Here is a 15,146-nt window from a genome sequence, read left to right as displayed (position 1 = left end):
TGAGTTCTTACGCGATGAGTTCACCACTCCTCAGCCAGCATGCTAAGGTCAGATGGGTCGTCGAAGCCTTTGGAATAGTTAGCGTCGCAGCAATCAACCTTCCAAAAAGTTGCTCACTGCGGAACTCTAACACACCGAAGTCATGTTGAGCCTTTGGCCAGTGTCTCACAAGGGAAGTGAACGTAAGAAGCATCGGTTGCCCCGGATGCGATTGACAATCAACGCATCACGTGTGCTGCTTTATTCAGATCTTTCCAAAGCAGGTTCCCCGTGGCAAACACCGATCAAGACCTCCTTGATAAGCTCAGCTTCTGGCACAAGCTTGAATTCTTTATCCCATTCGACCTCAAAGGTCGCGCAGAACCACAGGAGAACCGTAAAAAGTTTTGGCGATGCTATCGGGATACGTCACCTGTCGGTCTTACCGCCGTGCCGAAGGGCATGAAGGTAGCAGGCTATACACTTTTTCTCGGTGTTTTCGACAAATCAGAAATCAATGGAGTCGTCCCGAAGCAGGACAACTATTCTGACAACGACAAACTGGATGACGAGCAAGGCGCAGACTTAGAGGGCGAAACCTGCATGGCGAGCATAGGATTGTCTGCTGCCGGGGTTCCTATTTTTGACGATTTCCAAATCTCGACATTACCGTGGGCCATAGGCTGCAGTCGGAACCAGGGGGTTTCCTCTTTATCCAGTGAAGCCTTTAGTCGTGCGCGAGAGAAGCTAAAAAAGAAACTACAAAACTTCTCAGCCAATCGACCTGAGAATAATCAGACTGTTGACGGAGAAAATATCAAGGATATGTCTCTGTCACCCAACGAAGTCGATGACTTAGTTGACCTGTTATCAGATTGGAGTGGATTTCGTCCATCTGGAGAACACCCTGCCGCTCTACTTGAGGTCAGGCTTCAAAAGAAAGAACCAGAGACGAAGTCCGAAACTTCGGATATTTCCAAGAGTGAAAACGAAGAAGACGGCGAGGAAGAGGAAGAAGACAGCGAGGAGGAGGTAGAAGAAGTCCCAATTGAGATTGGCATCCTAAACAGCTTCTACATCGAAGATATTGAAATTGCGATCAAACTCGTTCGGGCCGGAGATGCCCCGACGGCACTGCGACAATACTTGTCCCCCTTGGACAAAGACTTGCGCTTTGATCTCTATTCCGAAGTCGGCTTGCAACACATCGTCAACGCTTTGAGTCCGGAGCGGATGAACGCTGGCCGTTGGCCCACTAATCCAAAACACTCAATGAGCCTGATGCAACAATTTGCAATCAACACTGGGCTGGATCAGTTGCGCGATGAAGGGTTGTTTTCAGTCAACGGGCCACCCGGTACAGGCAAGACAACGCTATTGCGTGATATGATTGCTGAAAACATCACTCTACGCGCTGCTGTTTTGTCAAACTTGCGCAAACCTTCCGATGCATTTCAGTCTGGTAGCGATGGAATACGACGGCTCATCCCAGAGCTGACCGGCTTTGAAATGGTGGTTGCATCATCAAACAACGCCGCCGTAGAGAACATATCTCGAGATTTGCCCAAAGGAGAGGCAATTTGGGGAAATGATCTGCGATATCTTCAGCCGGTTGCTCACAACATTGTCGGACGGGATAAGTTGGGAAAGCGGCGCAATCTATCCGATGCCGAGCGTCCTTGGGGCCTGATCTCGGCAGTTATGGGCAGGCGTAGCAACCGGTCTCAGTTCGTGAGCAAGTTATTCTTTGACAAAGCTTCTCGATCAGCTTGGCCAGAGGGAAACCGTCCACTTACATTATGGGAATGGCGTAGTGAGACTAACCCCGGCATCGATAAAAAACAGAATTTTCAACAAGCTAGTGCTGCGTTTAAAGCAGCACAGTCTAAAGTCAACGCAGCCATTTCTGTCATGCAGAAGTTTCACGAGTTGGCGCATCTGATTAAGGAACACACTGAGGAAAGCTGGTGTCACTCGGCTCAGCAAGCCGTCGATAAAGCCGAGCTTTCTGTTTCTGAAGGAAAATCACAACTCGAGGCGGCTGAGCAGGAATATGATGAGCTTCGAAGTGCTCTTGAGGACCTAGTCACGGAAGGTCAATTGATCGAGAAAACAGCGCCAACTTGGTGGAAGCGTTTACTCTCTACCAAAGACGCCCGCATCTACAAAAGACGCCAAATTCAGAACGCCGAGACACAGATCGAGCTATACCGTAAATCAAGAGCGCTTGCTTTGCACATTAAGGGCACTCTTTCGCCTGACGTCGAGTGCGCCAAAACGGCGCATACAACTGCACTTGAAGGCCTGAAATCCGCGCGTGCTGATTGGAAGCATAAGAGTGGCACCCATTCCGAACTAACGAAGCAGTTTGGTGACGTTGCTCCGCCATCAGACCTCAATGATCTGGAAGGTGACGAGATTCAAATCCGCGGAGTCTGGCATACGCAAGATCTTGCAGCGTTGCGTTCAGATCTGTTCAAAGCAGCATTGCGATTACATGAAGCATGGCTTCTGGCTGTGAGCCAAAAGGGCGGCGGTTTTGGTGCCAACCTCGGGGAACTCAAGGCCGTTTTGGCGAACCAGCACGATAACGATCCTGATATCTGCTTGGCTTTGTGGCAGAGCCTTTTCATGGTTGTACCGGTCATTTCCAGTACGTTTGCGTCGGTCTCTCGGCAATTCGGTGGGGTCCGGGAAAACAGCATCGGATGGCTTTTTGTTGACGAAGCTGGCCAAGCCGTGCCTCAGGCTGCCGTTGGCGCTTTGTTCAGGGCAAAACGTGCAGTTGTCATTGGAGACCCTCTACAGATCGAGCCGGTTTTTACACTACCTAAGAAACTGATTTCCGCGCTCGCGGAGACCTCTCCCATCACTGAAAACGGCGAATACTCCCCTAGTCGCGTTTCTGCACAGGTTCTGGCGGATCGCGCAAATCGCTTTGGTGCCTATGTGGACACTGGTGATGATGAGCCAACTTGGATCGGGAGCCCTTTGCGTGTTCATCGCCGCTGCATTGATCCCATGTTTAGCATTGCAAACCATATAGCATATGAAGACCAGATGGTGTTTGGTTTGCCCTCCCGCTCATCAGAGCCGGACCGGGCCCCGTTTTGGGGAGAGTCTTGTTGGATTGATCTTCGCGGCGCCGTTCAGGGTCGCCAAGTCGTTCCTGCGCAAATTGATTTTGTTGCGCAACTGATAGTTGATTATTGTTACCGACGTAAAAGTCTTCCGAAAATATACGTCATCTCACCATTCAAAGAAGTAAAGGAACATCTAGTCACCAAGCTACGCGCACCCGGCACCTGGTCAGGTTTGGACACTGCGATGCGAACAAAGAGAGCAATAAATGGTTGGGTATCAAAGCGCGTCGGCACTGTTCATACTTTTCAGGGCAAAGAAGAAGACGCTGTAATCATGATCCTTGGAGCAGACGACAAAAGACAGGGTGCTGCCATATGGGCAGCATCGAAGCCGAACATTCTCAATGTTGCACTGACAAGAGCGAAGCGTCGGTTTTATCTGATTGGAGATCGAAGTCTTTGGGGAAATCTGCCTTACTTCCAGGCTGCATCACGCGTTTTACCGATCAAGGAGGCGCAGAGTTTCTTGGAAGGCACTAGGCTTGAGCAGGATCCGTAAACAGGAGGCGAAGATTTGCACGTAAAACCGCGTAAGAACTGTAAGCGATTTTCAAAGAAAGCTCTGCCGCAAACTTTTGTGACGAAGGAAAAAGCGTCTTGACCGACAGTTGGGACAGATGACGCGAAAAACAGATGTCGTCCTATGAAATCAGAATCCTAGCTCCTATGCGTGCCTCTCTAACCACAATCAATAACGTCAGCATATAATACGTGCAGCACTATAAACACGGCAAGGAGCGTTGCTAGCGCGCTGTCCGACCTATGTAGACGGTATTGGTCGGGTCGCGCGAAGCATTCAAGCACGCTGCTCCTGCTACCCCAGTGATACCCACGGACACCGAAGACCATACGGGTATCACGTTCCAGCGCAGGCCGATCCAAAACTCTGCAAACCTTCTAGGGTTGTCCCTGACGTGGCTCATCCGCCCATCTTATCATGGGCTTATGAAACGCAAACTCACCAACAAGTTCATCGAAGGGCAGAAGCCTGATCCGTCTAAGCGTCTCGATTTTCGGGACGAGTTGGTGCCGGGTTTGGTCCTGCGCATCAGCACGTCCGGCACCAAAACGTTCTGCCTGCACAAGCGCATCAACGGCAAGATGCGTCGCCTGACCATCGGACGGTTCGGCGTCGTGTCACTGGCCGAGGCGCGCGAACGGGTGCGGCAGGTGCTCTACGAAATCGAGACTGGCCGGTTTGAGGCCAGCACCGGCATCGAAGTCGAAACGAAGCCCAGACTGAGCGATGTGATCCCCGATTATATCGAAAAGCACGCCAAGGTTCACAACCGGGACTGGAAGCGCAAAGAAGCCCTGCTGGCGAAGTTCACGACCCTCCACGGCAAACGCATAGACCAGATCAAGCGCGCTGATGTCGTGAAAGCCTGCGACGTGATCCACAAATGCGCGCCGATCAGCGCGAACCGGGCGCTGGCCCACCTCAAGCACCTGATGGGATGGTGCGTCGAGCGCGGCATGATCGATACCTCGCCCATCGCCGGGATGAAACCTTTGTCCAAGGAACGGTCGCGCGAGCGCGTGCTGACCGACGACGAGCTGGGCGCGCTGTGGGCGACCTGTGACGCCGAAGGCTATCCTTTCGGGGATTGCATGAAGCTGTTGATCCTCAGCGGCCAGAGACGCGCCGAGGTCGCCGAGATGCGCTGGTCGGAAGTCGACCTCGAAAAACGCTTGTGGACCCTGCCTTCGCAGCGCGCCAAGAACGGCAGACAGCACACTGTGCCGATCACCGACGCGATGCTGGACGTGCTGCGGAGAGTGCCGAAGTTCCTCGGGTCCGACTACGTCTTCACGACCACTGGCAAGTCGCCCGTTTCCGGCTTCGGTCGCGTGAAGAGGCGGCTTGACAAAGCGTTGCCCGAAAGCGCGGAATCTTGGATCATTCATGACCTACGCCGCACGATGTCCACGAACATGGCGATGCGGGGTGTCCCCCAGCCCGTGACCGAGGCGTTGCTGAACCACAAGACGGGTGTGGTCTCGGGCGTGGCCGCTATCTACAATGTTTATTCATACGCAAACGAAAAGCGCGAAGCGCTTGAGCTTTGGAATAACCATGTTGAAAACGTCACCAGATCAGCCGTACTACCTGAAATATAGCGACTTGGGATGGCTGGATCGGCCGCTCCCACCAGCGCCTGAGTTCTTTCCCCAGAAAACAATCGACCGGTTGTGTCGCATTGGTGGGGCGGACGATGAATCCGACCGGCCTCGCCTAGCTGATGAGCTTCGAACCATCGCCGATATCTATTGGGTCGCGGCTATGTCCAGCCCTCTCGGCGTTCGGGGTGGGGCAGAAGCACTAACGCCCAATGCCAGAAAACGAAAGATCAAGGGTTCGATTTTACATCCTGCCGAAAAGCTGATCGAGGCACTTTCCGATGAAAGCCTGCCCGTGCTTTCAGAATGGCCTGATGAATTGCCATCGCCTCCGCCGAACCGGCATGCACTGGTTGAAGAATTGACCAAACTCAGTAACCGAACCCGTGATCTGCTCGAGGTCTTGGACGATCGAAAACGAAAAGGTTCAGCGGTTTCGCAGGAATTCAAGATCGATTTTGCAAACGCGCTGGCAGGCGTGTTTGAACGTTACTTTCCACACGCGCAACCGTCACGCGGTGGCTATGATCGAACACCGAACCCCAGTAGCGAATATCAGGCTTTTCTGACGGCCTGTGCGCAGGAAGTGTTCGGCGACGACTTCAAGTTTTCGGGGAATATCTTGGACGAAGTCGCCAAGCTTCGTGGCAACCGTTAAACCTGCGCACCGAACGCGCAGCCTTGGCTACACCTTTGATTTCGCTGGATTTCATTCCGTCGTATATGTCCACACATAAGGTCGGCCCCTTTGTCAAACTGACGAAGGGGAAAATCCATGAAGGACGAAAGAGGGAGGAGGCGTCTATCTACAATGTCTACTCATATGCCGACGAAAAACGCGAAGCCCTGCAACTGTGGGCCGAAAGGATCGAGAACCTTCTGAATGAACGAAAAGCAATCAAAAACAAGACTATCAACAGGTCAGCTTCGACGTGTCTTCGGACCGCACAATAAGATCAACGTCTTTGATCTCTATTCTCCCAAAGATGTAAAGTCGATTGGTGCGGCCGTCGACTTAGATGACTCCCGAGAACTCGCTTTGCTTCGACGTGAGCTTCGCGGCGCTGCTGTTGCTTGTCTAGTGCATCGCAACCGCTTCGCTCGCAAAGAGACACCTACAGATCGAAGCAATTGGCTTCAGTCCAATATTATTAAGCCAGCCAAAGCGCTAAGGGCGTCAATTGCTAAGCTTGAATCCCCTTCCGATGGGTATTTGCAAGATTTGGTTAATTCGAATTCATACGGCGACAGCATGGGAGCGGCAGGCTTGTTTCTGCTTGACTTAAAAAAGAGTATTGTGAAATTGGAGCGCCTCGCGCAAATAGCAAGAGAAGATCTTAGGCCAAATGGTCAAATGACCTTTAAATCCCAATACCATCAATTCATCGTCGACCAGTTTTCGAAGGTTTATCTGCGGTACAAGCCTCAAGACAGCGTTGCGTTGAACAAGCGTTATCCTAAAAACAACCCCTACATGCAGTTCATAAGAAAGTCCGCAAAACCACTCATTGGATACGAGCACGGGCTGGTTGACCAGATGAAGGCGTTTCGCCGCAGCCTTTCATAGCGTAGGCAAAAACCACTTCTGGTTTCGGAAAAAACAACCACCCACGGGTCCGTTTATTTGTGCTTTTCAGGTCTTCAGGATCGTTTGAGGAGTCAAAAATGGACCAAGCTACATCAAAGCCCAACAACTTATCTGACACGTCTCAAAAGCGGCTCGCCACGCGCGCCGACTTAAAACGCATGGGCATCACACTGAGCAACACAACGCTGTTGAGGCTTGAGGCGCGGGGACGTTTTCCACGCCGCATCAGGATTGGCGGTACAAGTGTCGCGTGGCTCATGTCAGAGTTGAACGTCTGGCTTTCGGAACGTGCCGAGGAACGCGCCCGCACGCACTACGCCGACTACTGATCGACACCCCAATCAACTAGCTGGCACTACACCGGTTTTACCGAGCCGTGCCGCTATTCCTATGTGAGGAAATCAGCATGAACTATTGCTTGGACGACTATGCCACCCCCGCCCTTTGGAATGACGGGTGGCCGGAGCGCGTTGTTATCAAGGACCAAGAGGAATTTCTCGCCGCTCTTTGGGAACTCCATCTTGAATGCCCGGATGAGCTTTTCGTGAACCTGTGCTTTCGAAAGAGGGGAGCGCAAAGGATGATCCAAAAGTTTCGCCCCCTGAAACCGGACATGCGGCTATCAACGCTCTTATGGAAGTATGACCGGCACCATTATGATCAGTATTTCAGTCCGAACGTTTACGTGCGTCGGGACCGCCGCCTCGTCAGCGTCGCAGACTCATGGCTGGGCTGGTCTGATGTAGACAGCGCTGACCCATATGCCTTCCAGCCGCATCCTTCGGTGATCTGGCAGACGTCACCGGGGCGAACGCAGGCTATTTGGTTCTGGGACGCCTTTCACGACTCCACGGAGGCCTCGGCATTCTCCAAGGCGCTTGCCTACCGGCATGGCGGCGACAAAGCGGGAAGCGCTGCCAACAAGATCTTGCGCCTCCCCGGTTCATTCAACCACAAGCCGGAATATGGCAAGCCGTTCATACCGATGTTGCATTTTGCATCTGATCTGATCTCCGAACGGCCAACGCTGCTGGCATCGAGTATTAAGCAAAAGGCCGGAGCGGTTCCGCGCGGCAGTCTTGACCCATTCGAGCATGACCGGATGTCAGTTTTCAAAAAGTATCGAAGACACTTGAGCGCGTCCACCCGGTCACTCATCAGGCACACGGAAGTGAGGGCGGAAAACCGTTCCGACCGCATCTACGCGATGGTGGCTGGACTCGCAGAAGCGGGTGCTACACCCAACGAAATTGCGGCTGTGATCTGGGGCAGTCCGTATTTTCAAGACAAATACCATAGCAACCACGGCAAGCTGGAAGAGGAAGTGTTCCGCATTCTCGATAAGGTTGAGGTGGGTCGATGACAAAGGATGACACATTCCGCACACTCGCCGAAATCGAAGCCAAGGAAATCGATTGGCTATGGCCTTCGCTTATCCCTTACGAGAAGACCACAATCCTCGAAGGGGACCCCGAACTCGGCAAATCGTATTTATGTATGCACATCGCCGCGCTGGTAACGCGGGGCGGCAAGTTGCCGGATGGGTCACGCATTCAGAAGGGTAATGTCCTCTACATCAGTTCAGAGGATGACGCTGCCGACACAATCAGGCCACGCATGGAGCAAATGGGGGCGGACCTTACCCGGGTCCGCGTCCTTGATGACTTCATCGTGTTTGACGACAAGGGGCAAAGGCGTTTGCGGCAGGAACTGGAAGACCACACGCCGGACCTCGTGGTGATCGACACGCTCTATTCCTTCCTGTCGGACAAGGTGGACCTGGGAAAGCCCACCTCGATCCGGGCCGGGCTTCACCAACTCGACAAGCTGTTCAAGGAATACGGCCCGGCGGTCATCGTAATCCGCCACTGGACGAAGGGCGGCAAGGGGAAAGCCATATACCGGGGCGTCGGGTCAATCGACGTGATCGGGGTGGCCCGTACGGCACTTGCGGTGGCCAAGCACCCCGAGAACGAAAACTTGCGCATCCTTGCGCAGGTCAAGAACAACATCGGCGCGAAACCCCAAAGCTATGTCTATGAGATCGTGGCGCAGCCAGTTGGCCTGCCGGTGATCGAATGGCGCGGCACAACGCACTATTCCGCCGATGATCTTGAGCGGCAGGGCCAGGATGACCAGAGCGAGGAAGCGCGCGCCGTCGAGTTCTTGCGCGAGGTGCTGGCAAAAGGGCCGTTGCCGTCGGCGGAACTTTTCATTCGAGCCGCTGACGCCGAAATCTCGCGCCCGACGCTGAACCGGGCAAAGCGCGAGGCGGGCGTTAAATCCGAGAAGAATGGGAGGACGTGGGTTTGGAAACTCGCCAAGTCCTAGCGTCGAAGATGCTCAAGCTGATCAACTTTCTCAGAAATATCGTGAGCAACATCGAAATCGAAGGTTGTCACGTAATTCAGTGAGAAAGATGAGAAGCTTGAGCATCTTCATTTCGGGTGGCAGCAGCGGCTCAGGGCCGAAAATCTCGGCAGTCGATATGACCCCTCGTCTGCCTGAAGGGCGCATGCCGTTAAAAAAACGCCTCCCCCCAAACGCGAAATCTACAGCAACGCAAATGCCATACGCAAAGTGATCAAAGATGCGTTTATGGCCGCTGACCTGCAGACCTTCACTCCGCACGCTTTCCGCAAAACACTTGTGAAGTGGGGCAGAGAAACCTACCGGACCATCGAAAACTTCAAGGCATTTTCGCAGAACATCCGGCATTCCAGCGTGGTGACAACCGCCAGCGCTCACATGCCCGTTTCACTGGAACGCCAAGCCGAACTGATCAAGAAAGTGAATGAGCCGTAGCATTTCGGCTTTTCCCCATACCGCTAACGCGGCAAAATGATCAAAACAAAGGTGCGGGCATGTTCGAGCAAACCTTCAAGAACCTAGACGACATCATGTTTCAGGAACCGGGCTGTAACTCGGAACTGGACTATGCGGAGCAGACCTCTTGGATGCTGTTTCTCAAGTATCTCGACGATCTGGAACGCAACCGCGAACTGGAAGCGATGATGGACGGCACCACCTACCAGCCGCTGTTCGCCCCCCAATACCGCTGGTCAGAATGGGCCGTACCCAAGGACCAAGACGGAAAGCCCGACCTCGACAATATGCGGATCGGCCAAGACCTCGTGGATTTCGTCAACAATGACCTGATGGCCTATCTGCGCGGCTTCAAGCAAACCGCCACTGACCCCAATTCGATCCGATCCAAGATCGGGGAAATCTTTGGCGAGGTCCGCAACAAGTTCGGCAACGGCTACATGCTGCGCGACGCGCTCGACAAGGTCGACGAGTTGAACTTCGGCACACAGGACCAGAAATCCGAACTCTCCGACCTTTATGAGACCCGGATCAAGAACATGGGCAATGCGGGCCGCAATGGGGGCCAGTACTACACGCCACGCCCGCTGATCCGCGCCATGATCAAGGTGATCAATCCCAAGCTGGGCGAAACCATCTACGACCCCGCCGCTGGCTCTGCGGGCTTCCTGTGCGAGGCCTTCGAATACCTGCGCGACAAGGTCAAAAGCCCCGATGACCGCCAGACGCTGCAACAGCGCACCTTTTATGCTAAGGAACAGGCCCCGCTGGCCTATGTCATTGGGCTGATGAACATGATCCTGCACGGGGTCGAAGCCCCGAACTACCTGCGCACCGACACCCTGTCAGAGCGGATCGCGGATATCGAGGAAAAGGACCGCCATAACGTCATCCTTGCCAACCCGCCCTTTGGCACGAACAAGAACCGGCAGCTGCAACAGAACTTCCCGGTGAAGTCGTCGGAAAGCGCCTACATGTTCATGCAGCATTTCATCGAAAGCCTGAAAGCGGGCGGGCGCGCGGGGGTTGTCATCAAGAACACGTTTCTAAGCAACACAGACACCGCGTCGATTACCTTGCGTCGTCAGCTTCTGGCCGATTGCGCGCTGCACACTATTCTGGATTGCCCCTCTGGCACCTTTCTGGGGGCCGGGGTTAAGACGGTGGTGCTGTTTTTTGAGCGCGGGCGCGAGACGCAGGATATCTGGTACTACCAGCTTGATCCGGGCCGCAACATGGGCAAGACGAACCCGCTGAACGATGCCGATCTGGCGGAGTTTGTCGAGATGCAGCGCAGCCGCGCGCTGAGCGAAAAATCATGGCTGGTGAAGGTGGGTGATCTGGACGAGGCGACGGTTGATCTGTCCGTCAAGAACCCCAATGCACCCGAAGAAGCCCCCCTGCGCGCCCCGGAAGAGATCATCGCGGACATGTTGGCGCGGGATGCGGAGACGGCGAAGATTTTGGAAGACATCCGGGGGATGCTGTGAAGGTGGACTGGCGTTCGGAAGAGATATCGAGTCTATGCCTCGAATTCACTGACGGAAACTGGATCGAAACCAAGGATCAGTCAGACTCAGGTATTCGACTTGTTCAAACTGGTAATGTAGGTGAGGGCGAGTTTAAGGACCGTCGCGACAAGGCGCGCTGGATAAGCGAAGGAACCTTTCGGCGTTTGAAGTGCTTTGAAGTCTTGCCCGGTGACTGCTTGGTTTCAAGATTGCCTGACCCTGTTGGGCGTGCATGTGCAATCCCCGAGACTGGCGACAAGATGATCACGGCTGTAGATTGTACGGTCATTCGCGTAGATGAAGATCGGCTAAACCGCGATTTTTTCCTCTATTTTTCATTGTCCAAGGATTACTTGCGCGATGTGGACGACCGATGCACCGGGACGACTCGTCGAAGGATAAGTCGAAAGAACCTTGGCAAAGTGCCCATCCCCCTCCCGCCGCTGGAAGAGCAAAAGCGGATTGTTGCGGTTTTGGATGCGGCGTTCGAAGGTCTCGCCCGCGCGCGCACCCATATCGAATCCAACCTCCAAAACGTCCAAGAGTTGTTTGAGGGTTTCGTTGGAACATACTTCGAAAGTCAGACTGCCATAGATAGGGGGTATCGCATCGCTCCGCTTTCTAGCGTTGCTAAGCTATCATATGGATTTACAGAGAAGGCGGTCATGGAGCCCGTTGGCCCAAAGTTCCTCAGGATCACTGATATTCAAGATGGCCATGTGGACTGGGAAACTGTTCCACATTGTCGCATTCCCGAAGACATAAAGGAAAAATACCTGCTCAAAACCGGAGATATAGTTTTTGCTCGGACGGGTGCTACCACTGGCAAGAGTTACTTGATTGGCGAAGTAACTGATGCGATTTACGCGTCGTACCTTATCAGATTACAAACCATCAGCGACGAGTTGAATCCGGAGTTTTTGTCGTTCTATTTTCAATCGGCGAAGTATTGGGACGATGTTCGGGCCGGTACAGAGGGTGCTGCACAGGGTGGGTTCAACGCCAGTAAACTCGGAGCCATGGCTATTCCGATACCACCAATGTCTTATCAGTTGGAGATAGTAGGGCTGCTGAAAAATCAGGCCCATAAGAACGAGGAACTCAAGTCCTCCTACACTGCCAAGCTCCAAGACATCGACGACCTCCGCCAATCTCTCTTGAAAAAAGCCTTTGCGGGTGAACTCATCTAATGGTCATCAGTTCCACTATTTGTTCGAAATTAAAATGAAAGGTTGTCCTATTCATGTCTAAGCGAACCGTTTCTGAGAGAATGAAGCTTTTGGCAAGACTGGAACACATCGTTGGCAACAACTGCTACAACGGCAATATCCAAAACTGGGGGCCGGGTGGGCGATACGAAGGAGAGGGGCGTAGCTTCCGTTATCCGCTGACAATGACTGATGAGGACGGCAACAAAGCAAAGCGGAAGTATCCGGTTGCAAGTGATCTTCCTACAGAATTAATCGCAACAGGTCATTACGTCATGGGGGCTAATAAGCTTCACATCATCCGCGCATTGGACGACGTGCTAAAGTACCTAGAAGACAACAAGGGTCTGAAGCTTTAACCTCGCCGCATGGTCGATTACTCCAAAATTCATTCCGAGTTCATTCCAACGGAATCTGAAACAGACACCCGCGCCCGCCGGATCGACCCCGCGTTGCGTGACACCGGTTGGGACGTTGCCCAAGGCACCCGGATCGACCGGGAGGAAATCGCGCCGGGCCGTATCACTGCCACCGGCAAACGCGAAAACCCGATGGCCTGCGACTACGTGCTGGTCTACCGTGACCAGAAACTCGCCACCATCGAGGCCAAGCGCGCCGGGATCAGCGCCGCTGAAGGGGTCGCCCAAGCCAAGGAATACAGCCAACGCCTCCGCACCCGCTTCACCTATGCCACTAACGGGCTGGAGTGGTACGAGATGGACACCGTCTCCGGGGCTGAAGGCACGATCCCCGGCCCACCAAGCCCCGGTGACCTCTGGGCACGGACCTTTGAGTCCGAGAACGAATGGCGCAACCGCTTCGGCGCGGTCCCGTTTGAAACCGGCGGTGGCAAGTGGCAACCCCGCTACTACCAGCACAACGCCATCACCGCGGCGCTAGAAGCCATCGCAGAGGGCCGCGACCGCATCCTCCTGACGCTGGCCACCGGCACCGGCAAGACGGGCATCGCCTTCCAACTCTGCTGGAAGCTGTTCCAATCCAACTGGAACCTGACCCGCGACCCCACACGCCGACCGCGCATCCTGTTCCTCGCCGACCGCAACATCCTCGCCAATCAGGCTTACAATTCCTTCGGAGCCTTCGACGAAGGCGCGCGCATCCGCGTCGATCCGAAAGAGGTAGCGAAGCGCGGGCAGATGCCCACCAATGCCTCGATTTTCTTTACGATCTTCCAGACGCTCACCACCACGCAAAGCGACCGGCTAGGCTATGAACATTACGCCCCGGATTTCTTCGATTTCATCATCATCGACGAATGCCACCGAGGTGGAGCAAATGCTGAAAGTTCATGGCGGGAAATCCTGCAGCATTTCAGTCCCGCCGTGCAGCTTGGCCTGACGGCAACCCCCAAGCGCACCGACAACGTGGATACCTACGCCTATTTCGGCGAACCAGTGTACGAGTATTCGCTCAAAGAGGGGATCGAAGATGGCTATTTGACCCCGTTCCGCGTGCGCCAATTCGCATCCAATGTGGATGTCTACGAGTTCGACGGCAAGGACGAGGTTGTGACGGGAGAGGTCGACGACGGCACGCGGTTTGAGGAAAAGGATTTCAACCGGATCATCCAGATGCGTGAGCGAGAGTTGCACCGTGTTCGGACCTTCCTGCGCGAAGTGGACGTAAACGAAAAGGCTCTGGTTTTCTGCGCAACCCAAGCCCACGCAGCTTTGATCCGGGATCTGATCAGTCAAGAGGTTCAGCACCTCGATCCAAACTACTGCGTGCGCGTCACGGCGAATGACGGAGCGCTGGGCGAGGCGCATTTGGAGCGGTTTCAGTTGAACAGTCGGACGATCCCGACCATCTTGACGACCTCACAGAAGCTTTCAACCGGCGTAGATGCTCGCAACATCCGTAACATCATCCTGATGCGCCCCGTCAATTCGATGATCGAGTTCAAGCAAATCATCGGACGCGGCACACGGACTTTCGAGGGCAAGCACTATTTCACGATCTATGACTTCGTGAAGGCGCACAAGAACTTTGATGATCCAGCTTGGGATGGTGACCCTGCGGACATCATCGTTGATCCTCCAAAGTCACCCGGTGAACCGCCACAGGGCCCAGAGTCGGGAACGCCAGAACCCCTGACCGGGCCTGTCGACCCCGGCGAGCCAGGTGATCCACCGCCACGCAAGATGATCGAAATCAAGCTGGCTGATGATCACATCGTCAACGTTGCCGCAACAACCTTTTGGGGGCCAGACGGAAAGCCCATGAGTGCGCAGCAGTTCATAGAGCATATGTACGGCAAGGTTCCCGACCTGTTCAAAGATGAAGACGAGTTACGCGCGCTTTGGAGCGATCCCGACACCCGCAAAGCATTAATGGAACGACTGGCCGAAGAAGGTTTTGATGCCGTTGTCCTGTTGCAGGTTCAACAGGCATTAGATGCGAAGGATTGTGACATATTCGATGTGCTGGCCCACATCGCCTATTCTCGAAACATGATGACTCGGAAACACCGGGCAGACGTCGGGCGCAGGCGTATCGAGGACACGTACGACGTCAAGACGGTCGCCTTCATTGATTTCGTGCTTAACAGCTATGTCGAAGGCGGAGTGGCAAACCTAGACCGTTCAAAAATGCGCGACTATGCCATCATGACACACGGTTCACCTGCCGAACTTGCAAGCAACCTTGGCGGAATGCAGAACGCCATTGACGCATATGTAGGGTTCCAGAAGCAGCTATATCGGCCATCCAACTGACGTCTTGGGGGCATCGTCGGAGCGCAGCAAAATTC

Annotated in this window: 12 protein-coding genes; all 12 read left to right on the top strand. The window is 54.0% G+C overall.

Annotation, left to right across the window (positions count from 1 at the left end; all coding sequences use genetic code 11):
- The first annotated feature begins 270 nt into the window (after nucleotides 1–270).
- The 12 genes from SLH47_RS16485 to hsdR all read left to right on the top strand — a co-directional run bounded on the left by SLH47_RS16485 (nucleotide 271) and on the right by hsdR (nucleotide 15,111).
- Nucleotides 271–3,621, top strand: a complete 3,351-nt coding sequence (locus SLH47_RS16485) for a DEAD/DEAH box helicase (RefSeq protein ID WP_320240845.1) — start codon at nucleotides 271–273, stop codon at nucleotides 3,619–3,621.
- Nucleotides 3,622–4,067: 446 nt separating this feature from the next.
- Nucleotides 4,068–5,243 carry a tyrosine-type recombinase/integrase gene (locus SLH47_RS16480; protein WP_320240844.1) on the top strand — a complete coding sequence of 392 codons (1,176 nt, stop codon included), beginning with the start codon at nucleotides 4,068–4,070 and terminating at the stop codon, nucleotides 5,241–5,243.
- Complete coding sequence (locus SLH47_RS16475; protein ID WP_320240842.1) at nucleotides 5,200–5,901, top strand: hypothetical protein; 702 nt, start codon at nucleotides 5,200–5,202, stop codon at nucleotides 5,899–5,901. Before SLH47_RS16480 ends, SLH47_RS16475 begins: the two co-directional genes overlap by 44 nt.
- Nucleotides 5,902–6,126: 225 nt before the next feature.
- Complete coding sequence (locus SLH47_RS16470; protein WP_320240840.1) at nucleotides 6,127–6,810, top strand: hypothetical protein; 684 nt, start codon at nucleotides 6,127–6,129, stop codon at nucleotides 6,808–6,810.
- A 98-nt stretch (nucleotides 6,811–6,908) separates the two neighbouring features.
- On the top strand, nucleotides 6,909–7,160 hold the full coding sequence (locus SLH47_RS16465; RefSeq protein WP_320240838.1) for a helix-turn-helix transcriptional regulator: 252 nt from the start codon (nucleotides 6,909–6,911) through the stop codon (nucleotides 7,158–7,160).
- A 284-nt stretch (nucleotides 7,161–7,444) separates the two neighbouring features.
- A complete protein-coding gene (locus SLH47_RS16460; RefSeq protein WP_413785653.1) occupies nucleotides 7,445–8,194 on the top strand; it encodes a DNA-primase RepB domain-containing protein in 750 nt (249 codons plus the stop codon).
- A complete protein-coding gene (locus SLH47_RS16455; RefSeq protein ID WP_320240835.1) occupies nucleotides 8,191–9,162 on the top strand; it encodes an AAA family ATPase in 972 nt (323 codons plus the stop codon). The genes SLH47_RS16460 and SLH47_RS16455 overlap by 4 nt, the downstream gene beginning before the upstream one ends.
- A gap of 267 nt (nucleotides 9,163–9,429) precedes the next feature.
- A complete protein-coding gene (locus tag SLH47_RS16450) occupies nucleotides 9,430–9,636 on the top strand; it encodes a hypothetical protein (RefSeq protein WP_320240834.1) in 207 nt (68 codons plus the stop codon).
- A gap of 59 nt (nucleotides 9,637–9,695) precedes the next feature.
- Entirely contained in the window at nucleotides 9,696–11,147 is a 1,452-nt protein-coding gene (locus SLH47_RS16445) for an N-6 DNA methylase (protein ID WP_320240833.1), read from the top strand.
- A 2-nt stretch (nucleotides 11,148–11,149) separates the two neighbouring features.
- Nucleotides 11,150–12,358 carry a restriction endonuclease subunit S gene (locus SLH47_RS16440; RefSeq protein WP_320240832.1) on the top strand — a complete coding sequence of 403 codons (1,209 nt, stop codon included), beginning with the start codon at nucleotides 11,150–11,152 and terminating at the stop codon, nucleotides 12,356–12,358.
- Between the two features lie 53 nt (nucleotides 12,359–12,411).
- Nucleotides 12,412–12,735, top strand: coding sequence for a hypothetical protein (locus SLH47_RS16435; RefSeq protein WP_320240831.1), 324 nt, complete (start codon nucleotides 12,412–12,414; stop codon nucleotides 12,733–12,735).
- Nucleotides 12,736–12,744: 9 nt separating this feature from the next.
- The gene (gene hsdR / locus SLH47_RS16430) at nucleotides 12,745–15,111 is read left to right on the top strand and encodes an EcoAI/FtnUII family type I restriction enzme subunit R (protein WP_320240830.1); all 2,367 of its coding nucleotides are present in this window, start codon (nucleotides 12,745–12,747) and stop codon (nucleotides 15,109–15,111) included.
- Nucleotides 15,112–15,146 lie beyond the last annotated feature (35 nt).

The organism is Cognatiyoonia sp. IB215182, assembly GCF_033963905.1.
In the GTDB taxonomy this organism is placed as follows: Bacteria; Pseudomonadota; Alphaproteobacteria; order Rhodobacterales; family Rhodobacteraceae; genus Yoonia.
Note: the sequence above shows the minus strand (reverse complement) of the source record. Positions and strands in the feature narration are given on the sequence as shown.

Bases quoted from the DNA above. Each gene is read 5' to 3' on its own strand.
- SLH47_RS16480 (WP_320240844.1), top strand. From the start codon at position 4,068: ATGAAACGCAAACTCACCAACAAGTTCATCGAAGGGCAGAAGCCTGAT.
- SLH47_RS16475 (WP_320240842.1), top strand. From the start codon at position 5,200: ATGTTGAAAACGTCACCAGATCAGCCGTACTACCTGAAATATAGCGAC.
- SLH47_RS16470 (WP_320240840.1), top strand. From the start codon at position 6,127: ATGAACGAAAAGCAATCAAAAACAAGACTATCAACAGGTCAGCTTCGA.
- SLH47_RS16465 (WP_320240838.1), top strand. From the start codon at position 6,909: ATGGACCAAGCTACATCAAAGCCCAACAACTTATCTGACACGTCTCAA.
- SLH47_RS16460 (WP_413785653.1), top strand. From the start codon at position 7,445: ATGCGGCTATCAACGCTCTTATGGAAGTATGACCGGCACCATTATGAT.
- SLH47_RS16455 (WP_320240835.1), top strand. From the start codon at position 8,191: ATGACAAAGGATGACACATTCCGCACACTCGCCGAAATCGAAGCCAAG.
- SLH47_RS16450 (WP_320240834.1), top strand. From the start codon at position 9,430: ATGGCCGCTGACCTGCAGACCTTCACTCCGCACGCTTTCCGCAAAACA.
- SLH47_RS16445 (WP_320240833.1), top strand. From the start codon at position 9,696: ATGTTCGAGCAAACCTTCAAGAACCTAGACGACATCATGTTTCAGGAA.
- SLH47_RS16435 (WP_320240831.1), top strand. From the start codon at position 12,412: ATGTCTAAGCGAACCGTTTCTGAGAGAATGAAGCTTTTGGCAAGACTG.
- hsdR (WP_320240830.1), top strand. From the start codon at position 12,745: ATGGTCGATTACTCCAAAATTCATTCCGAGTTCATTCCAACGGAATCT.